The 19,528-nt window shown below is 65.6% G+C and carries 14 protein-coding genes; 5 read left to right on the forward strand and 9 right to left on the reverse strand.

All coding sequences use genetic code 11. The features are described from left to right. Positions 1-44 precede the first annotated feature (44 nt). Complete coding sequence (locus tag AB4Y32_RS17575; protein WP_368722556.1) at positions 45-1,136, reverse strand: ABC transporter ATP-binding protein; 1,092 nt, start codon at positions 1,134-1,136, stop codon at positions 45-47. A 150-nt stretch (positions 1,137-1,286) separates the two neighbouring features. Here AB4Y32_RS17575 and AB4Y32_RS17580 point away from each other — a divergent pair, with 150 nt between their 5' ends. Continuing rightward, positions 1,287-2,843: a MocR-like pyridoxine biosynthesis transcription factor PdxR gene (locus AB4Y32_RS17580; RefSeq protein ID WP_368722557.1), complete on the forward strand. Its 1,557-nt coding sequence runs from the start codon at positions 1,287-1,289 to the stop codon at positions 2,841-2,843. Between the two features lie 155 nt (positions 2,844-2,998). On the opposite strand, the gene AB4Y32_RS17585 is transcribed toward AB4Y32_RS17580, so the two are convergent. After that, on the reverse strand, positions 2,999-6,853 hold the full coding sequence (locus tag AB4Y32_RS17585) for a DUF748 domain-containing protein (RefSeq protein WP_368722558.1): 3,855 nt from the start codon (positions 6,851-6,853) through the stop codon (positions 2,999-3,001). Between the two features lie 406 nt (positions 6,854-7,259). Further along, positions 7,260-8,678, reverse strand: coding sequence for a DUF1254 domain-containing protein (locus tag AB4Y32_RS17590; RefSeq protein ID WP_368722559.1), 1,419 nt, complete (start codon positions 8,676-8,678; stop codon positions 7,260-7,262). A 258-nt stretch (positions 8,679-8,936) separates the two neighbouring features. Between AB4Y32_RS17590 and AB4Y32_RS17595 the strand changes: the two genes are divergently transcribed. Further along, on the forward strand, positions 8,937-9,581 hold the full coding sequence (locus tag AB4Y32_RS17595) for an FMN-binding negative transcriptional regulator (RefSeq protein WP_368722560.1): 645 nt from the start codon (positions 8,937-8,939) through the stop codon (positions 9,579-9,581). A 105-nt stretch (positions 9,582-9,686) separates the two neighbouring features. Continuing rightward, entirely contained in the window at positions 9,687-12,230 is a 2,544-nt protein-coding gene (locus AB4Y32_RS17600) for a heavy metal translocating P-type ATPase (protein WP_368722561.1), read from the forward strand. A 16-nt stretch (positions 12,231-12,246) separates the two neighbouring features. Here AB4Y32_RS17600 and AB4Y32_RS17605 read toward each other — a convergent pair whose 3' ends face one another. The 4 genes from AB4Y32_RS17605 to AB4Y32_RS17620 form a co-directional block, all read right to left on the reverse strand. Further along, positions 12,247-12,861 (reverse strand): flavin reductase family protein, encoded by a 615-nt coding sequence (locus tag AB4Y32_RS17605; RefSeq protein WP_368722562.1) that lies wholly within the window; start codon positions 12,859-12,861, stop codon positions 12,247-12,249. 179 nt (positions 12,862-13,040) lie between these two features. Beyond that, positions 13,041-13,970 carry a 3-hydroxyacyl-CoA dehydrogenase family protein gene (locus tag AB4Y32_RS17610; protein ID WP_368722563.1) on the reverse strand — a complete coding sequence of 310 codons (930 nt, stop codon included), beginning with the start codon at positions 13,968-13,970 and terminating at the stop codon, positions 13,041-13,043. Positions 13,971-14,144: 174 nt separating this feature from the next. Next, on the reverse strand, positions 14,145-14,426 hold the full coding sequence (locus AB4Y32_RS17615; RefSeq protein ID WP_368722564.1) for a hypothetical protein: 282 nt from the start codon (positions 14,424-14,426) through the stop codon (positions 14,145-14,147). Between the two features lie 465 nt (positions 14,427-14,891). Beyond that, on the reverse strand, positions 14,892-15,050 hold the full coding sequence (locus tag AB4Y32_RS17620) for a hypothetical protein (RefSeq protein WP_012403599.1): 159 nt from the start codon (positions 15,048-15,050) through the stop codon (positions 14,892-14,894). Positions 15,051-15,311: 261 nt separating this feature from the next. Here AB4Y32_RS17620 and AB4Y32_RS17625 point away from each other — a divergent pair, with 261 nt between their 5' ends. Further along, positions 15,312-15,665 carry a hypothetical protein gene (locus tag AB4Y32_RS17625; protein WP_368722565.1) on the forward strand — a complete coding sequence of 118 codons (354 nt, stop codon included), beginning with the start codon at positions 15,312-15,314 and terminating at the stop codon, positions 15,663-15,665. On the opposite strand, the gene AB4Y32_RS17630 is transcribed toward AB4Y32_RS17625, so the two are convergent. Both AB4Y32_RS17630 and AB4Y32_RS17635 read right to left on the reverse strand, forming a co-directional pair. Continuing rightward, on the reverse strand, positions 15,662-17,089 hold the full coding sequence (locus AB4Y32_RS17630; protein ID WP_368722566.1) for a hypothetical protein: 1,428 nt from the start codon (positions 17,087-17,089) through the stop codon (positions 15,662-15,664). The genes AB4Y32_RS17625 and AB4Y32_RS17630 overlap by 4 nt on opposite strands. Positions 17,090-17,288: 199 nt before the next feature. Continuing rightward, entirely contained in the window at positions 17,289-17,984 is a 696-nt protein-coding gene (locus AB4Y32_RS17635) for an MgtC/SapB family protein (protein WP_368722567.1), read from the reverse strand. Positions 17,985-18,331: 347 nt separating this feature from the next. On the opposite strand from AB4Y32_RS17635, the gene AB4Y32_RS17640 reads away from it, so the two are divergent. Then, positions 18,332-19,432, forward strand: a complete 1,101-nt coding sequence (locus AB4Y32_RS17640; RefSeq protein ID WP_368722568.1) for an AGE family epimerase/isomerase — start codon at positions 18,332-18,334, stop codon at positions 19,430-19,432. The last annotated feature ends 96 nt before the right edge of the window (positions 19,433-19,528 follow it).

Genomic DNA, 19,528 nt, shown 5'->3' on the forward strand with positions numbered 1-19,528 from the left:
GCTTACGACGTGGACGTTCTTCTCTTTTTCGTCAATGCTGATGCTCACGCGAACACGCGCAGATGCTCCGGCGCGAACTCGAGCGCGACGGGCACGCCCGGCGCAAAGCCTTCGAGCGCTTCCGTGCCGAGCGGCACCTTCACGAAGCACTCGTCCTGTTCCGGCAGACGGCAGCGCATGCGCACGTGGTCGCCGAAATAGATGAGGCCGCGCGCTTCGCCCGCGAGTGCATTCGCGCCCGCCTTCGACGCGCCCGCCGCGAGCTTCATCCGCTCCGGCCGGATGCACGCGATGCCTTGCGCGCCCGCCTTCGCGCCACCGATATTGCGCCCGACGAGCCGCGTGCCGTCGATCAGGTGAAACTCGCAGTAATCGCCGTCGACATTCGCAACCGTGCCGCGCAGCCGGTTGCTGTCGCCGATGAAGTTCGCGACGAACTCGTTGCACGGCGATTCGTAGAGGCGATCGACGGTATCGAGCTGCTGCACGATGCCCTTGTCGAACACGGCGACGCGATCGGACATCGTCAATGCTTCGCCCTGATCGTGGGTCACGTAGACGAACGTGACACCGAGCTTTTCGTGCAGCGACTTGAGTTCGATTTGCATGTGCTCGCGCAACTGCTTGTCGAGCGCGCCCAGCGGTTCGTCCATAAGCACGAGCTTCGGCTCGAAGACGAGCGCGCGGGCCAGCGCGATGCGCTGCTGCTGGCCGCCCGACAGTTGCGCCGGATAACGCTTCGCGAAGCCTTCCATGCGCACCATCTTCAATGCGTTGTTGACCTTGTGCGCGCGTTCGTCGGCGGGCAGCTTGCGCACGCTCAGCGGATACGCGACGTTCTGCTCGACGGTCAGATGCGGAAACAGCGCGTAGTTCTGAAACACCATGCCGATGTTGCGCTTGTGCGGCGGCACGTTGTTGAGCAACTGGCCGTCGAGCCAGATCTCGCCGCCCGTCGGAAACTCGAAGCCCGCGAGCATCATCAGGCAGGTCGTCTTGCCGGAGCCGGACGGCCCGAGCAGCGTCAGGAATTCGCCCTGATAGATGTCGAGATCGAGTTGCTTGACGACGAGCGTCTCGCCGTCATAGGTCTTGCGCACCCCCCGAAAGCTGACGATTACGTCTTCGGTTCTCATCGTGTCCGTCTCCATGTCCTGCCGTCGCACGTACGGGTTTCTACCCAGATGGTTCCACTCATCGCGCAGAATCGCATCGATTGCGTGATCCACTATAGCCGCTCACGGTTCTACAATAGGGAACCATTTCATAATTCCGGATAGAACCACTTGGACACTGTGATCCTGTCGGACTGGCTCGCCGCGCGGCTCGACCGAACGGCCGCCGAACCCGTCTACCGGCAAGTGCTCGGGCTGATGCAGCAGGCCATTCTGACGGGCCAGTTGCCGCCCGGCGCGAAGCTGCCCAGCTCGCGCACGCTCGCCGGCGATCTCGGCATCGCGCGCAACACGGTGCTGCACGTCTACGACCAGCTCACAGCCGAAGGCTATGTGATCTCGACGACGGGCAGCGGCACCTATGTCGCCGACACGCGTCCGGATACGACCGCCGTCAACGCGCGCAAGGCGCCACGCGCGGCAAGTGGCCCGGTTGGAGTCGTCACGGTCACGGCGCCACCGGAATCCGGCGCACCGGCGCACGGCGGCCTGTCGATGCGCGGCTCGCAACTCATCAGCAAGGCGGGCGTATCGGCGCGGCAATGGGGCGCGTTCATGCCGGGCGTGCCGGATGTCTCCGAATTCCCCGCGCGCACATGGAGCCGCCTGCAGTCGAAGCTGTGGAAGCAGGCGAACCCCGATCTGCTGACTTACGCGCCGGGCGGCGGCTATCGTCCGCTGCGGCGGGCATTGTCGGACTATCTGCGGGTCGCGCGCTCGGCGAAGTGCACGCCTGATCAGATCATCATCACGACGGGCATCCATCAGTCGATCGATCTCGCCGTGCGGCTGCTGACGGACGTCGGCGACCGCGCGTGGGTCGAGGAGCCGTGCTATTGGGGCGCGCGCAGCGTGCTGCAAGCGTCGGGGCTGACGCTCGTGCCCGTGCCCGTCGACGACGAAGGGCTCAATCCGCGCGAGCCCGATTTGAAGTCGCCGCCGCGCATCGCGCTCGTCACGCCATCGCATCAGTATCCGCTCGGCATGGTGATGAGCCTCGCGCGCCGCCGCACGCTGCTCGAATACGCGCGCCAGCACGGCGTGTGGATCATCGAAGACGATTACGACAGCGAGTTCCGCTACGGCAGCCGGCCGCTCGCCTCGCTGCAAGGACTCGACGACGCGGGCCAGGTGATCTACGTCGGCAGTCTGGGGAAGATGCTGTTTCCGGGCTTGCGGATCGGCTTCATGATCGCGCCGGAACACCTCGTCGACAGGTTTCGCACGGGCCTCGCCGAGCTGTATCGCGAAGGTCAGCTAATGCAACAGGCCGTGCTGACCGAGTTCATCATGGACGGTTATTTGACTTCGCACGTGCGGCGCATGCGGGCGCTGTACGGCGAGCGGCGCCAGATTCTGATCGATGCGATCACCGCGCGCTTCGGCGACACGCTGCCCGTGATGGGCGACGAAGCGGGGCTGCATCTGGTGCTCGGCCTGCCCGATCACGCGGACGACCGCGAAGTGACGGCGGCTTCGTACGACGCCGGCGTGATCGTGCGCCCGCTCGCGTCGTACTACAACAGCGAGACGCCCGAGCGACGCGGTCTGCTGCTCGGCTATGCGTGCGTGCCGAACGACGGCATCCGCCCCGCGTTCGATACGCTCGCGCGCGTGATCGAGCAGACGGCGCTCAAGACGCCGGCGGCGCCGACGCGCGCCGCCTGACGCGACGCTGGGTTGGGCGGGCGCTTCGTGTGAGTGCGAGCGCGTGCGCTTCGTGTATGCGTGTGCATCGCTAACCGCTAACCGCTAGCCGCGCGCTCGCGAAGCGCCGCCTGCACACGACCGGCGACGCCATCGGCACATCACAGCGCCGACGCTTATTTCAGGCCGAAATCGACACGCGTCGTCGCGCCCTTGTCGCTGATCCCCGACGCATCGAGCTTCGGCGCAACGATGAACACGCGGCTGCTGTCGATCTTGCCTTCCAAGTACTGTTGCACCGCCTGCGCACGCCGCTGCGCGAGATCGCGCAAGCTCGCATCCGTCACGGGTGCATGCTCGGCGAGCGCGGCCTTCATTTCATCGTCGGGCAGCGTTTTCGTCAGGCCCACGAAATTGCGCGGCTTCTTGAAGTCGGCATCCTTGTAGGCCTTCGTCAGATACTTGTCGTATTCCTTGTCATCGACCTTGACGCTCATCGGGTCGACGCTCTCGCCATTGCCCACGACATCCTTGATCTTCTGCTGACGCACGAGCCGATCGACATACGCGGTGCGCAGTCCGGGCTGATCGACGGCGGGATCGACGCGCCCGATGATCTCGATGCGCACCGACGGCTTGTCGGCGAGCGCCTTTACGATCGTGTCGAGCTTCTTCCGCGACGCGTCGGAAAGCACCGCTGACCCGGCATCGAACTCGACATACCCGAGTTCCTCGCCATTGCCTCCGAACGCGTGCGCGAGCAGCGAGAACGGCGCCGTCACGGCCTTTTGCAGCAGGTTCAGCACGGCATGCCAGATCAGCCCGCCGATGCTGAACTCTGGATTGTTCAGCGAACCCGAGACGGGAATATTCACGTCGATCTCGCCGCGCGAGTTCTTCAGCAGCGAGATTGCAAGCCGCACGGGGAGCTTGGTCGCCGTGTCGTTGTCGACGTGATCGCCGAATGTCAGCTGGTCGATGAAGATGTGGTTGTTCGCCGTCAGTTGATCATTCGCGAGCTGATAGTGGAGATCGACGTTCAGCTTGCCCTTCGTGATGGGATAACCCGCGTACTTCGCCGAGTACGGCGTGAGGTTGGTCAGTTCGATGTCGTGCGCCGTCGCTGTCAGATCGAGCGACGGCTTCGCGATCAGCGGATTGACCGAGCCGCGGATCGTGATCGGTCCGTTGGCCGCGAGCTTCGCAGACACATCGACGGGCGCCGGCTGCTTCGAGTCCGTGCCGAACGCGCCGACCGTCCCGTGAATCGCGACCAGGTTCGCCGAGTAGTTCGGCTTGACGAAGTTGTCGGTGTAGTTGACGCGGCCGTTCTGCAAGACGAGCTGGCCGAAGTGCAGGCGCACCGGGTTTTGCGGCGTCCCAGTCACCGTCACGGCCGCGCTGGAGGCAGCCGAAGCCGCAGCCGGTGCAGCAGCCGATGCCACAACGGGTGCAGCCGCCGACGCAGCGGACGGCGCCGCAGCCGGTGCCGCAGCAACCCGCGCTTCCGATGCGGCAGGCGGGCTCAGCGGAATCGGCTCACGGCCCTTGGCGTTCTTCTCGCGCGTGAGCGATTGCGGCTCGCCCGGCTGCTGCGCGACCACGTCCTTCAGATTCAGCTTGCCCCGCGCATCGAGCAGCACGCGGCCGTAGAAGTTCGTGAACGTGACCTTGTCCGCATCGACATCCGTCCCGCGCGCGTCGTAGTTCGCCTTCAGGCCCGTGAGTGCAAGCGAGCGCCAGCCCGCGAACGGGTCGGACGTCGCCTTGTCGATCATCCGCACGTCGACGAGCGCCGCGTCGCCGTGATACGTCGCGCGCACGCCCTTCGACTTCTCTTCCTGCGCCATCGTCACTTCGCCCGTCGCGTTGAGCAGCGCGCTCGCGATGGTCGCGTTCAGCTTGCTGCCGAAGTACGGCTCGAACGCAGCGGCATCGAGCCGGTTCGCGTTGATCTTCAGCCCGAGCTTGAGCGGCGCCGCCGTCACGTCGCCCGTCACGCCGAGCGTGCCCTTGCCGTTCACCGTCGCCTGAAGCTCGACGGGCAGCGCGTGGCTCATGTCCTCGCTGATCTTCTGCACTTTCAGTTGCAGCGGCGTCACGACGACTTTGACGGGACGCGCGGTCGCGTTGTCGGTGAACGTGGCCGACGAGTTCTTCAGATTCAGCTCGCCGATGCTGTAACGCCAGGCCGGCCCTTCTTGCGACGCCTTCTTCGCCGCGTGAATCACGGTGCGCTCGTGCACCTCTTCGTGCGGCGGGCCGGCGAGCGCCGCGAGATCGATCGTGCCGTCCTTCAGGCGCTGCGCATCGACGGACAGGCCCGTCAGGTCCACGCCGTCGATCTCGGCCTTGCGGCCCGGCAGGTCCACGTGCTTCACGCGCGCCTTGCCGTTCGCGATCGCGATGGCCGGCTGCTTGTCGCCCGCCGCCGCCACCTTGACCGATTGCAGACCGATCTGGCTTTCGCCGATCTGCAGGTCAATGGGCTCTTTCGACCAGTTCGCCGTCAGGTTCGTCTGCACGCTGAGCGTTCCGTCGACCAGTTTCGCCGCCGTCAGCGCGTCGAGATACGGCTGCGCGACGGGCAGCGACACCGACTTCAGATCGACCTTCGCATCGGCCGTCTTCGTGGCGAGCGTCAGATTGCCCGTCATAGCAAGCGCGCTCTTCGGCTGGTTCTTGAGGCCACTGTTGACGCTGTAGCGCGCCGGCGTCTTGCCGAGCGTCGAGAAGTCGTCGAGCGACGCGGCGAGATCGGTCAGCCCTGCCGACACGGGCCGCGACGCCGCTTCGTCCTGCACGTCGACAGTGCCGTTGGTGAGCGCGAAGCGCTTGATCTGCAAGTCGATGGGCGGCGCGGCCTTTGCTGCATCCGGCCTCGCCTGCGTGCCGGATGCGGGTGCGGGTGCGGATGCGGTTGCGGGCGCGCTCGCGGCCTTATTCGGCGCGCCGGCTGCTGGCGCTGGAGCGAACGTGTGCTGGACGCTCAGGATACCGTTCTTGTCGCGCGCGAGATGCACGTCGGGCGCATCGAGACGGATATCGTCGAAGTGATAGACGCTTTTGAGCGGTTCGAGCGTCGCCGCCGCCACATGCAGCGAGCGCGCCGCGAAGAACGGCGCCTTGTGCTCGTCGAGCACGTCGATGTCGGCGAGATCGGTCGTGCCCGTGATGCGGAGTGTGGGCGCATCGCCAGCCATCACGAAGTTGACCTTCAGATCGCTCGACAGCTTGCCCGCCTTCACCGTGACGGGCAGCTTCGCCGGCGAATAGGACAGCAGCTTCGGCACGTCGAGCCCCTGGAAGCGCAACGACACTTCGGACTCGCGCGACTTCGCGAACGGCTTCGTGCGGCCGTCGATGGCAAGCGGGCTGCCGTCGATGCGCGCGCGCAGCAACGGCTCGACGAAGATATCGGTTTTCGAAGGCAGCGTCGCGATGAACGGAATGCCAAGCTTCCATTGATCGATGACGTGCGTGACGCCGAGCAGGCGGTCGTCGAAGGTGATCTTGCCGTTCTCGATCCGAATGTTCGAAACCGAGAACTGCGCGGGCTTGCTCTCGGGCTTGGACGGCTGCTTCGCGAACTTCTCTATCAGGTCGCTGAAGTTGAAGCGCTGCGCGTCGTAGCGGACGATCGTGAAGCGCGGCGAGTCCAGATGCACTTCGTCGACGATGGGCGCGAGCCGGAAAATCGAGCTCCACGAAGTGCGCACGATCAGCCGTTCGATGTCGACGAAATCGCCCTTGCCGCCACGCTCGCCGATATGCACGCGGTCTGCTTCGAAGTTGAGCGTGTACGGATTGAGCGCGATGTGGCCGATGGTGGCGGGCCGGTCCAGTTGTTCGCTGAGTTGCTGTTCGGCGATGTGGCGAATCAGCGGCGGCGCGGCGAAAAAGCCGAGCAGGCCGAATACGGCCACTACGATGAACAGGATGAGTACGATGCGCCGGGCGCGTCGACCTTGCGCGACTTCGCGGACTGTCTGGATGGAAGAAATGAGTGTTGCTTTGGTGGGGCTTGCCATGCTCGGTCGCGGGTAGTGCGGCGCAAAGCTCGCCGCTGTGACGAAGATTCAGCTTGCCCAAAGTATACGTCGTGTACTTCGGGCAAACCATCAAATGTCATGGGAATGCCGACCGTTGCAGGCAAATAAAGGTGAGAAAGTGTAAGGCTGCGGATGCCCGTCTAACGACCGTGTTCGTGTCGTCCCGAGTTGTCGCTTTAGCTGTCGGCAGGAGTTAGTGCTTCAGCACTTATTCCTGCCCCACGCAGGGCGGTCGGCCAGAATTGGCGCTTCATCTGTCGGCAGGAGCAAGTGCTTCAGCACTTGCTCCTGCCCCATGCAGGGCGGTTGGCCAGAGTCGCTGCTTCAGTGCCGTACTCCGGCCCTATCCGCAATCGCTGCCGTCATGCGACCGACACGCGTTTCGCTATTGACGCACGACAGCGGGCGGCGCCCAGGTGCCATCGCTCGCTTCCGGCTTCGGCGCATAGAGACGCAGCACGAGCTGGAAATCGCCGCGCGGCGCGGGCAGCCAGTTCGCCGCCTTGCGCTGCCGCACCGACGACACCGTCACGTCGATCGAGCCGTCGCGATTGCGCCGCACGCCCGCCTTGTCGCCGACGGCCGCATGCGCGGGCGCGCTTTCGCCGAGCGCGCCGTCCTTCGCGTAGGCCGTGACCGACCAGAAGCCGCGCACGGGCGGCACCTGCCTCGGCGCGAAGTGCATCACGTAGCGGTTCGCGCCGTTCAGCACGTGGCCGTCGCTATCGAGCGACACGCTTGCGCGCACTTCGTCGTCCTTTGTACCGATGCCCGGCTGCGCATAAGCGGCATACGCGCGCAACGCATAGTCGGGACCGTAGTTGCCGACGCCATCGCCGAACCAGCTCCAGCCGTTGCCCATCAGCATGTTGGTCGGCGCCGTCGCGACGCGCGCATGGCCGTCCGCGAGACCGCCCACGATCGCATCGGTCGCCGACGACGGCAACTCGACAGGGTCGTCCGGTTGCACGCCGAGGTCCGCGAGAAATTTGAGCGCATGCGGATCAGCGGGCGAAGGCGGATTGTCGGGCAGCAGTTGCGCCACGCGATCGAAGAAGCCTTTCGCGTCGAGCGCGGCGACCTGGTCGGCGGGCGAGCCCGACGCGCCCATCTCGGCGGACAGGCTGCGCGGCGCGACAGAAGCCGCGGACGCGTCACCCGTATAGATGCTCAGCGGCGCCACGCGAATGCCGCGCTGCACCTTGCGCACTGCTGTCAGGTCGTGCGCGCCGTTGGTCTGGATGCGCACGTCGAACCAGACATTGCGGGTCGGCGCGTCGATGCGCTTCACGCCCTTCGGCAGATCGCCCTTCCAGTCCGGTTTCGCGAACGCGACCGTCTGCGCCTTGATGCCCGTCGCGCGCGAAGCGCCCTGCGAAGCCGTCGTCGACCACAATACGATGGTCCACATGTCGAGCGCGCGCGCATCGACGTAACGCCCCGGCGACGCGGGCAGCGACACGATCACCGGCTCGTCGCCGACGTCGAGCCATGCGGTCGAGTCGAGCGTGTCGATGCCGGGCGTCGGCGGATTGTGCGCGCCGACAGGCGGCAGCGCCGTCGCGTGACGCACCGTGTTGATGGGCGCTTGGCCCGGGCCCGTGCCGACGGCGGCATCGCGGGCCGCGCCCATCAGCACGAGCGGATACGCAAAAACGTAGGAATCGGCAACCTCGTCCTTGATCCATCCAGTGGGTTTGGGCGCCACGGTGGGAGTCGACGAGCAGCCGGCAAGGAATGCAACGCCTGCGAGCGCCGCGCAGGCCAGATGGAACGGAAATTGTTCTCGGCGATTTTTTATCATTCGATGAACCGCAGTCCTGGATGGATCTCTCGGGCCAGGACCGACTGGTCCGCCGAGCCCCCGCTCGCGTCAACCCGTCGCATTGTCCTGACATTGCTTTTCTGAGATCGGGTTTTATCTTATCCGCGGCGCGGCGGCAAGCAATAAGGCACGAACGTGAACATTGCCTTGCATTTTGAGATACGGTTGCGGTTTTGAGCGCGCTTTTAAGCGCACTTCTGAGCATCGTCGTCGCCGCCTTTTACCCGGAGCCGAGTTATGTACATTCCCGCCCATTTCGAAGAGAACCGTCTGGAAGTTCTCTACAGGCTGATCGCCGACTATCCGCTCGGATCGCTCGTCACCGTTGGCCCGAACGGGCTCGACGCAAACCACGTGCCGTTCGAATTCGACGCCGGCAAAGGCCCGCATGGCACGTTGCGCGCGCACGTCGCGCGAGCGAATCCCGTCTGGCAGGAAGTGGCCGAACGGCCTGATGCACTCGTGATTTTTCAGGGACCGACCGCGTACATTTCGCCGACGTGGTATCCGAGCAAGCACGAAACGCATCGTCAGGTGCCGACGTACAACTACATGGTCGTCCATGCGCACGGCCCGATCGTGGTGCGCGACGACGAAGCGTTCGTGCGCGGCCTCGTCGCGCGGCTCACGCGCAAGATGGAAGCGGGCGAGCCGGTGCCGTGGAAAATGGGCGACGCGCCCGCCGACTACATCTCGCAGATGCTGGGCGCGATCGTCGGCATCGAGATCGAGGTCACGAAGCTGACGGGCAAATGGAAGCTGAGCCAGAACAAGGCTTCCGCCGACCGGCGCGGCGCCGCCTCGGCGCTGAACGAGCGCAACAGCGACGAGCAGCGCGCCGTCGCGGACGCGATGCTGGCCGCGCCGCCCGACCTCGACTGACCACGTCGCAATAACCGATTCTCGACCGTCCTTGACCTTCCCATCATGGGAAGGTCGATACTGGCTCCAATAGACCTTATGTGCCGTAACTGGAGCCTCGCCGCCATGACCGATCTCGCCACGCCGCGCGCCGCCGGCACTTCCCACGTCGACGTGAAAACCGCCGAACTCGACATCCGCGGCATGACCTGCGCGTCGTGCGCGCTGCGCGTCGAGAAGGCGCTCGCGAAAGTGCCGGGCGTCTCGGGCGCGTCGGTGAATCTGGCAACGGAAAAGGCCAGCGTCGAGGCCGACGCCTCCGTTGCCGTCGATACCCTCGTCGCTGCCCTCATCGCTGCCGTACGCAAGGCGGGCTACGACGCGCAGCCCGTGGACGAAGCAGCGTCGTTGTCCGCGAGCGATGCCACCGCCGCGAGCGCGGAACTGGCGATCGGCGGCATGACCTGCTCGGCGTGCGCGCTGCGCGTCGAAAAGGCGCTCGCGAAGGTACCGGGCGTCGCGTCCGCGTCCGTCAATCTCGCGACAGAAAAGGCCGCCGTCACGATCAACGGCGCGGTCGGCATCGACCAGCTGATTGCGGCTGTCACGAAAGCCGGCTATCAGGCGACGCCCCTCGCGACCGATGCCATCGACGCCGGCACCGCGCCCGCCCGTCGCGACAAGGACGCCATCGCGCGTCAGGCCGTGCGCCGCGAACTGGGCGCCGTCGTGCTCTGCGCGCTGCTGACGCTGCCGCTCATCGTCCCGATGGTCGCGGAACCGCTCGGCCTTGACGCGATGCTGCCCGCTTCGCTGCAGCTCGCGCTCGCCAGCGTCGTCCAGTTCGCGTTCGGCGCGCGCTTCTACCGCGCCGCGTGGAAGGCCGTGCGCGCCGGCTCGGGCAACATGGATCTGCTGGTCGCGCTCGGCACGTCGGCGGCGTATGGCGTGAGCGTCTATCAGATGGCGCTCCATCCCGGCGACACGATGCATCTCTACTTCGAGGCGTCGGCCGTCGTCATTACGCTGGTGCGCTTCGGCAAGTGGCTCGAAGCGCGCGCGAAGCGCCAGACGACCGACGCGATCCGTGCGCTCAACGCGCTGCGGCCCGATCGCGCGCGCATCGTCGTCGGCATGCAGGAGCACGAGGTGCCGCTCGCGCAGGTGCGCGTCGGCATGATCGTCGCGGTGCGGCCGGGCGAGCGCGTGCCCGTCGACGGCGCCGTGCTGCAAGGCCGCACGCATATCGACGAATCGCTGATCACGGGCGAAAGCCTGCCCGTGCCGAAGCAGCCGGACGACCGCGTGACGGCGGGCTCGATCAACGGCGAAGGCGCGATCACGGTGACGACGACGGCCATCGGCGCGGAGACGACGCTTGCGCGGATCATCCGGCTCGTCGAAACCGCGCAGGCCGAGAAGGCGCCGATTCAACGGCTCGTCGATCGCGTCAGCGAAATCTTCGTGCCGGCGATTCTCGCGATCGCGCTCGTCACGCTGACGGGCTGGCTTCTCACCGGGCACGATGCGGAATCGGCCATTCTGAACGCGGTCGCGGTGCTGGTGATCGCGTGTCCGTGCGCGCTCGGTCTCGCGACGCCGACGGCCATCATGGCGGGCACGGGCGTCGCCGCGCGTCACGGCGTGCTGATCAAGGATGCGCAGGCGCTCGAAATCGCGCATCAGATCCGCGTGGTCGCGTTCGACAAGACGGGGACGCTGACGGTCGGCCAGCCGTCGGTGACGGCTTTCGACGCGGCGCCGGGCATCGACCGTGCGGATGCGCTCGCGCTGGCGGCCGCCGTGCAGCGGCATAGCGATCATCCGCTTGCAAAGGCGGTTGTGAAGGCCTTTGACGCAGAGCCGGAAGCGTTCGCCAGCGCCAACGCGCTGCCCGCGTCAGGCGAGGCGCGCGCCGTCGCGGGGCGCGGCGTGGAAGCGGACATCGGCGGAGAAACGGTCGCGATCGGCAGCAGCCGCTGGCTGCGCGAACGGGATGCCGCGCTGCCGCCCGCGCTCGCCGGGCGGGCGCACGAACTCGAAGCGCAAGGCAACACGGTCTCGTGGCTGATGAAGCGCGGCAACGCGGACGCACCGACAGAAGTCCTCGCGCTAATCGCATTCGGCGACACGCTGAAGCCCGGCGCGCGCGCCGCCGTCGAGCGCCTGTCGCGGATGGGCGTGACGAGCGCGCTCGTGACGGGCGACAACGAAGGCAGCGCGAAGAGCGTCGCGGCCGCGCTCGGCATCGACGAGGTGCACGCGCAGGTGCTGCCGTCCGACAAGGCGCGCGTCGTGCACGACCTGAAGATCCGCACGTCGAGCGTCGTCGCGATGGCGGGCGACGGCATCAACGATGCGCCCGCGCTCGCCGCCGCCGACATCGGCATTGCGATGGCGACGGGCACCGACGTCGCGATGCGCGCGGCGGGCATCACGCTGATGCGCGGCGACCCCGCGCTCGTCGCCGATGCGATCGACATCTCTCGGCGCACGTGGCGCAAGATCCGGCAGAACCTGTTCTGGGCGTTCGTCTACAACCTGATCGGTATTCCGCTCGCGGCGTTCGGGCTGCTGAATCCGATGATCGCGGGCGCGGCGATGGCGTTTTCGAGCGTCAGCGTCGTGACGAATGCGCTGCTGCTGCGAACATGGCGTTCGTCGCGATGACTTGCAGCGGGAATCGTCAGGACGTCGGACGGATCATCTGGAACATGTCCCCGATCTGCGCGTAGTCGGCGCGATAGCCCGCGCGCATGATCGGCTGCGCGGCGTGCGTGTCGAACAGGCCGTCTTTTAGATACTCGCTTCGGATATGCACGCCGACCACCTGGCCGAGCGCGAGCCAATTGTCCATCGGCTTGCCGCTCAGGTCGTGCAACTGGACGACTTGCAGCAGCTTGCATTCGAGCGCCGCCGGCGATTCGCCGACGTGCGGCACCGACACATTGCGTCCCGGCGCGGGCGTGAGGCCCGAAAGCCGAAATTCGTCGACGTCGGGCGCAACGGGCGCCGACGTGCGGTTCATCTTCTCGGCGAGCGGACGCGTCGCGAGATTCCAGACGAATTCGCGCGTCTCTTCGATATTGCGGATGCTGTCTTTGCGGCCCTCGCTGCAAAAACCGATGATCGACGGAAAGGTCGCGAACGCGCCGAAGAAACTGTACGGCGCGAGATTCAACTGGCCGCTTGCCGCCCGTGTCGAGACCCAGCCGATCAGGCGGGGCGCGACGATCGCCTTGAACGGATCGTGAGGCAGGCCGTGGCCGGCGGCGGGGTCGTAGAAATAGACGTCCGACATGATGTCGCTTCCTTTTTTGCTTCCGTATCGTTCGATTCGGTCTGGTTCGCTTGCGACTGGTTCGCTTGCGACTGGTTCGCTTGCGTCTGGCTGGCTTGCGTCTGGCTGGCTTGCGTCTGGCTCGCTTGCGTTTGCCTCGCTTGCGTCTGCTTGGCGATGCGCGGCGGCGCCGCTCAGCGTTATCCGTGCTTCTGTCCGTTCGACTCGATCACGCGCCTGCGTCCCGCTTTCACCTTTGCTGCGTGCGCGTCGTCCCAGTCGTAAAAGCCCGCGCCACTGCGCACGCCGACGCGCCCCGCCCGCACCTGCTCGCGCAGCAGATCGAGCACGTCTTCGTCCTTGGCAAGCGCCGGCATCAGATGGCTGGCGATATCGACGAACGTATCGAGGCCGCCCATATCCGCGCCTTCGAATGGCCCGACGATGCCCCAGCGCTTGCCCAGCGACGCCTTCATCACGCGGTCGACGACTTCGGGTGTCGCGGCGCCCGAGCGCACGATGTTCAGCGCTTCGCGCAACACCGCAAACTGCAGACGGTTGCCGACGAAGCCCGGAATCGCTTTCGAGAGCACGACGGGCTCCATGCCCGTCGCGTTCATCAGCGCGACAGTCGCATCGATGACGTCTTGCGACGTATCGCTGCCCGGCACCACTTCGACGAGGGGGATCATATGCGGCGGATTCCAGTAGTGCGCGATCAGAAAGCGTTCCTTCGCGCGCAGCGGCACCGACAGCTGATCAGGCGGAAAGCCGCTCGTGTTGCTCGCGAGGATCGCGTCGTCGCGCAGGATGTCCGTCAGCGCAACGTAAAGCCGATGCTTCAGTTCGAGCACTTCGGGAATCGCTTCGATCACGAATTGCGCATCGGCCATTATTTCGAGCGACGCGCTCGTTTCGATGTTCGCAAGCGCCACGGCTTTCGCCTGCTGATCGATACGGCCGGCGTCGATCAGTTCGTCGAGCACCGCTTGTGCCTTAGGCGCAACGCTGGCGAGCCGCGCGGGATCGACGTCGTTGACGATCGTCCGGTGTCCGTGCAGCGCGCTCTGCGTCGCGATGCCGACGCCCATCAATCCCGTTCCCACCACGCCTAAGACTGGCTTGCTCAATCCTTATTCCCCTTGCTGATACCGTGCCGCTGATCAAAGCACGCAAGCATAGCGCAGCATGCGTTTTTCCGACGCCGGATAGGACAGGGCCGGCGCGCTCCTGCGAGCGGCCGGCCCTGTTTTCGCCCCGGCGGCATCTCCAACCGATGCCGTCAGGCTGACGTCGTCGACGCGTTAGTAGTAACGCGGCGGCGGACGGTGGCCGTAATCGCGATGGTGGTACGGATCACGGTCATGCGGGTGACGACGCATCCAGTCGTCGTGCGCCCAGTAGCGGTGGCCGTCCCAGTAGCGGTCGCCGTGCCAGCCGGTGTTGATCTGCACGCCCACCGGCATCATGTGCGGCTGCCCGTAGACGGGCGCGTGCTGCGCAAAGGCGCTGGTGGCGCCGAGCAATGCGCCACCGGCAAGCACTGCCGCGACGATCGAACGCGATGTCTTGTTCAAGGCCTTCATGACTATTCTCCCTATCGAGTTTCGTTGCGAGCGACGGCTGAATCGACCGGACTGGTTTGAGATTCGTGCCGTTCGCTTGAGAACCACTCTAGCGGCGCAGACCTTTCATAAACGTGAGCACTTGTAAGCGCACATTTCAAAAGTGGGACGCATCAACGAGTTGGGCTTGCGGCCGACAAGCCCTGATTTCACAAGGCTGAACGCGCTTTCGATGTCTTTCGTGGCTGGCCTCGGGCGAATCGCCCGTTACATTCATTTCGGCCCCGAAATGGTGGACGACGCATTGCGACGTCGCGTGCAACGTCGAACCGGCCTGGCTTCGGGACTGGGCTATTGCAGCTCGCGGCATGAAGCGCAAAAACAAAAAACCCGGCTTGGCCGGGTTCTTATGAGTTTCGCCGCTTCTGGATGGCGGCGACATGCGCAGTGCAACGTCGTTTCGTTCGACGGCTGGCCGATCGGTGATCAGTCGGTCAGGCGGATGCCGAACAGGGTTGATTGCGACTTGCGAACACGCTCCGCTTCGCGGTGACGTGCTTCGTACGAGTAATCCGAATCCAGAGGCAAGTGAGGCGACGCAAAGAGGTCGCTAACCTTTTGGAACAGCGCGAAAAGATAGTTCATGGCGACTCCCGGTTGTTGATGATCTAGGGTTTTCCCTTGAGACGAATTATAGGGTTTTCCCTTAGCAAAAGCTAGTGCAATGCAGCAATTTATTGTGCGTGATCTTTCGCTGCAGGGAGTTTGAGGGGATATTGCGCCGCGTCACGCATATCAAATCGGGCTCGCAGACCCGCCCCCGTTTTTTCAAGATGGCGATGTGCGAATGCAACTATCCGATGTGCGTTGTTGGCGTGGGTACGAGGTAGACCGTTAGATGCGTTTGTGCGGGTGCGGGTGCGGGTGCGGGTGCGGGTGCGGGTGCGGGTGCGGGTGCGGGTGCGGGTGCGGGTGCGGGTGCGGGTGCGGGTGCGGGTGCGGGTGCGGGTGCGGGTGCGGGTGCGGGTGCGGGTGCGGATGCGGGTGCGGATGCGGGTGCGGATGCGGGTGCGGACGCGGATGCGGATGCGGATGCGGATGCGGGTGCGGGTGCGGGTGCGGGTGCAGGTGCAGGTGCAGACCGCAACGGCTTGGCGGCTAGGGCAAGACGCCGTCATGTCCTTCGCGCGAACACCGCCGATTTCGAAACGGGAGGAATTGCCGGCCGCGCAGCGACGCGCAGCCAGCGTCGATAATTAGTGAGCGTGCACTGACTTGCGCCGCTGTGCCTGCTGGGAGTGTTGGACTTGCGCAACCTGCGCATTGGCGGATTTTGCGGGCGCGGTCGCGGCAGCCGGCGATGCAGGTGCCGGAGCTTGCGCACTAACGGGAAGACTCGTCGTCGACGAATCCGTGTCAAGCAGCGTCGCCAGCGTGGCCTGCTGGTTGAGCATCATCTGCTCGATGCGCTGTTCCTGCGCCATCGACTGATGCGCGAGGCGCAATAGCAGAAACGTCTGCGCGATACCGATCGCGATCGTCATCAGCAGCGCACACACGACGATCGTCAGCAGCCATTTCATGCGCCGCGAGTGGTCGCTGTCGGCGCGACGCTGGTCGGCGATCACGCCATACAAGGCATCGACGGTATCGGCGAAGGCGGTCGCGCGTGCTTGGTCCAGTTCGGGCGTGCCGCGCGGCGCATGATGGTGGGACGTCGTTGCAACGTATGGGGCGCGGGTCGGCTGCGTGGCCATGTCCGTCGTGTTTGCGCCTGTCGCGCCTGTCGCGCCTGTCGCGCCTGTCGCGCCTGTCGCGCCTGTTGCGCCTGTTGCGCCTGTTGCGCCTGTTGCGCCTGTTGCGCCTGTTGCGCCTGTCGCGCGGTTTCCATCGATAGCACCGCTCCCGCCGCCCGGCTTCGCCGACGCATCCGGTGCCGTCACATCGCGCGCAGCCGTCGCGGCTTTGGCGCTCGCAACCTCGGGGCGCTGCGCCGTGCCGCCGGGCGCTCTCGCATTCGCGCTTTCCTTCGGATCGGCAGGATCGGCCACCGGTTCGGAAGCCTGGCGCAGCGCCGCCACACTGCGCATCACGCTCGCCGCCGCCAGCGACGCCGCCAGCGACGGCGTATCGCCCGTCGCCTTCGCAACGCTCGCCGACGTCGCCGTCTGCGCCGCGATATCGCCCTCAGCCGAAGACGCACGCGACGCTCGCCCTCTAGGGGCGCTGCTTTCAGCCGCAGTCGATTCAGGCAAGCCCGCTTCCGTTTCGATCAGCATCTGTCCGGCGTGAGGACCTTCGGCTGGCATCGGTTCTTTCGACGGCGACGCCGCCGCGCGCGTCCCGCGCAGCCCCGCTTTCGCTTCCGCCGGCCCCGCCGCGAAGCCGCCCCCATCCGCCGCGCCCGCCGCCGCCAGCACGACATCGGGCAACTCGAAGCCCTGCAGCGTGCCTTGCCGCACGTCGATGTTCATCGCGTGCTGCTCGGCGCGAGCGGTATCGTCGGGGAACAGATCGAGCGTGCTGTCGTCGCGCACGGCATCGCTCAACTGCGCGAGACGCTGCGCCGAGCGCGCCGCCCGCGCGAGCTTGTTTTCCGTTTCGGGAGAAACAGCGGACGCGCGCCGCTTCTGCGAACGGGCGCGCGCCGGACGGGAAATCGTGGATTCTGCGGAATCTGCCATGAGGGAAAGCGGGAAAGGCAGCGTTCGTCGCCTGTCGGGCGCCGCTACAACATGCCGTCAGCGTGTTTTTAGAGCCCGCATTGTCTCATGCAAAAGGGGACACAGAAACGGATCGCGGGCCTTTTTGCGACGGGCTTCGCGCATGAGCGGCGCGCGTCGCTGATCCGTTCGGCGCAGCCGCGCTTCCGCTGATGCCCACTCACCTCCGATCAAGCCGGCTCCCGTTTTCGCGAAACTCCTTTACGCCCGGCAGCGCCTTCAGTTGCCCGCAAATCGCCGTGTACTCCGTCGCCGAAATGCGATTCAGCGTGATCAGCACTTCGTCGAATTGCGGATCGTCGTCGCTCTGCTGCATCACGAACTGCTTGACGCGCGGGCTCGCCGGACCCAGCGCTTCGTGCAGCGAATGAAACGTCATAGAGCCGCGCCCGACGACGAGCGTCAACTGGCGGCGCTGCTTGACGGTGATGAAGCGCTTTTCGATCGGCTTGACGCCTGCAAGGATGATCAGAACGATGATCGTCGCGGCGATCGACGCCGTACACAATCCGCCGCCGACGGCGAGGCCGACCGCGGCGACGGACCAGAGACTCGCCGCGGTGGTCAGCCCGCCGATGATCGAGCCGCGCAGCAGGATCGAACCCGCGCCGAGGAAGCCGATCCCGGAGACGACTTGCGCGGCGACCCGCGATGGGTCGAGCACGATGTGCTCGTTGCCGAGCACATCCGCGAAGCCGAATGCCGAGACGATCATGATGAGCGTCGAGCCGACGCACACGAGCATATGCGTGCGCAGCCCCGAGGCCCACGAAAGCCGCTCGCGCTCGAGGCCGATCACGCTGCCGGGCACCGCAGCGAGGACGAGCCGTGAGATCAACTCGACATTTCCAATCATGTTGTTCGCCTGTCGGCTGGAGTTAGTGCTTCAGCACTTACTCCAGCACCATGCAGAGCTGTCGGCTGGAGTTAGTGCTTCAGCACTTGCTCCAGCCCCATGCAGGGCACTTACTCCAGTCCCATGCACAGCGATCGACGAGAGTTGCCGCTTTACCGCCTTACCCAGTCCCATACCCGACTACAAACCTACGCAACATCGCCGCCATGACATTCCCACTGGCCGGTTTGCGCGATAAGCGTTGCGCGCGGTTTGCTATGCTGGAGCCCCAGCGCGCGTGCGGCACGCGTGCGCCCCGTATGCGCTTGACATTGCGCCCACGACTCCACTCATCGAATTCCTCCACCATGAACGCACCCGCATCCACGCCCGAACTTGCAGCTGCGCTGCGCGATCACTTCGCGCGCGTCATCCTGCCGATCTGGCGAGGGCCCGGCTTCAACGCGGCGCTCGGCCTGCCGTATGAAGCCGTCGCAGCCGATGGCCAAACGCTGCTGCCCGTCATTCGCTATCGCGCGATGGCGTGCGCGCGCCAGATGTTCGTGTTTGCGCTCGCAGGTGAAATGGAGCATGCGCTGCGCCTGTTCGAATCGCTGATCCATATCTTTCAGGACAGCAAGCATGGCGGATGGCTCTACAGCGTCGATGCACAAGGCGCGCCGCTCGACACGACCAAGGATCTCTACACGCACGCGTTCGTTGTGTTCGCATGCGCCGAATACGGCGCGCGCTCGGGTAACCGCGATGCGCTCGACGTCGTGCATCGCGCATCGTCGCTGATCGAGGACCGCTTCGCCGCGGACGATGGCCTGCTGCACGCCGCGCTTGCCGCCGACTTCTCGACGAAAGGCGAGATGCCGCTGCAAAACCCGCTGATGCATCTGACGGAGGCGTGGCTCGCGGCGCGCGCCGCCACGCGGGACGCCGCGTTCGACACGGCCCTCGCGAAGCTCGGCGAAGCGATTGCGCGCACCTTCGTGCATAAGCCGACGGGCTGCATCGCCGAATTGCCCATCGGCAGCGCTGACAACCGGTTGGAGCCCGGCCATCAGTTCGAATGGTTCTGGCTCGTGCAGCAGGCAGGCGCTGTGCTCGCAGATTCGGGCTTGCGCGAAGCACTGGCGCGCGCGTTCATGTTCGCGCACGAACGGGGCGTCGACGCGTCCACGGGCGGCGTGCATGCCGCGCTCGACGAGGCAGGCGGCATCAAGGACTCGACGCAGCGCATCTGGGCGCAGACGGAATACCTGCGGGCGCTGGCCGTGCACCGCGACGCCGCCATACGCGCACTGCTGCCGCAGCAGATCGAGCGCTTCCGGCAGCGCTTTCTGCACGCGCAGGGCTGGGTCGAATGCAAGACGCTCTCGGGCGAGATCGCTCGCGCGGACATGCCTTCGACGACGCCCTATCACCTCGCCACCGCTTACGCCGCATTGCCGTCCGCATAACAGGCGCTTTTCACAGCGGCTGCGAGCGAGAAGAACCGCAAAGAAAAAGCCCGCGAAGCAAGTCGCTTCGCGGGCTTTGTCATAGGCGATCTGCGA

Origin of the sequence: Paraburkholderia phymatum (assembly GCF_040965635.1) — a bacterium.
In the GTDB taxonomy this organism is placed as follows: Bacteria; Pseudomonadota; Gammaproteobacteria; order Burkholderiales; family Burkholderiaceae; genus Paraburkholderia; species Paraburkholderia phymatum_B.

What these genes read in the sequence shown, in the direction of transcription:
- AB4Y32_RS17630 (WP_368722566.1), bottom strand. Translation starts at nt 17,089, where the DNA reads ATGGCAGATTCCGCAGAATCCACGATTTCCCGTCCGGCGCGCGCCCGT.
- AB4Y32_RS17590 (WP_368722559.1), bottom strand. Translation starts at nt 8,678, where the DNA reads ATGATAAAAAATCGCCGAGAACAATTTCCGTTCCATCTGGCCTGCGCG.
- AB4Y32_RS17585 (WP_368722558.1), bottom strand. Translation starts at nt 6,853, where the DNA reads ATGGCAAGCCCCACCAAAGCAACACTCATTTCTTCCATCCAGACAGTC.
- AB4Y32_RS17595 (WP_368722560.1), top strand. Translation starts at nt 8,937, where the DNA reads ATGTACATTCCCGCCCATTTCGAAGAGAACCGTCTGGAAGTTCTCTAC.
- AB4Y32_RS17600 (WP_368722561.1), top strand. Translation starts at nt 9,687, where the DNA reads ATGACCGATCTCGCCACGCCGCGCGCCGCCGGCACTTCCCACGTCGAC.
- AB4Y32_RS17635 (WP_368722567.1), bottom strand. Translation starts at nt 17,984, where the DNA reads ATGATTGGAAATGTCGAGTTGATCTCACGGCTCGTCCTCGCTGCGGTG.
- AB4Y32_RS17605 (WP_368722562.1), bottom strand. Translation starts at nt 12,861, where the DNA reads ATGTCGGACGTCTATTTCTACGACCCCGCCGCCGGCCACGGCCTGCCT.
- AB4Y32_RS17575 (WP_368722556.1), bottom strand. Translation starts at nt 1,136, where the DNA reads ATGAGAACCGAAGACGTAATCGTCAGCTTTCGGGGGGTGCGCAAGACC.
- AB4Y32_RS17615 (WP_368722564.1), bottom strand. Translation starts at nt 14,426, where the DNA reads ATGAAGGCCTTGAACAAGACATCGCGTTCGATCGTCGCGGCAGTGCTT.
- AB4Y32_RS17640 (WP_368722568.1), top strand. Translation starts at nt 18,332, where the DNA reads ATGAACGCACCCGCATCCACGCCCGAACTTGCAGCTGCGCTGCGCGAT.
- AB4Y32_RS17620 (WP_012403599.1), bottom strand. Translation starts at nt 15,050, where the DNA reads ATGAACTATCTTTTCGCGCTGTTCCAAAAGGTTAGCGACCTCTTTGCG.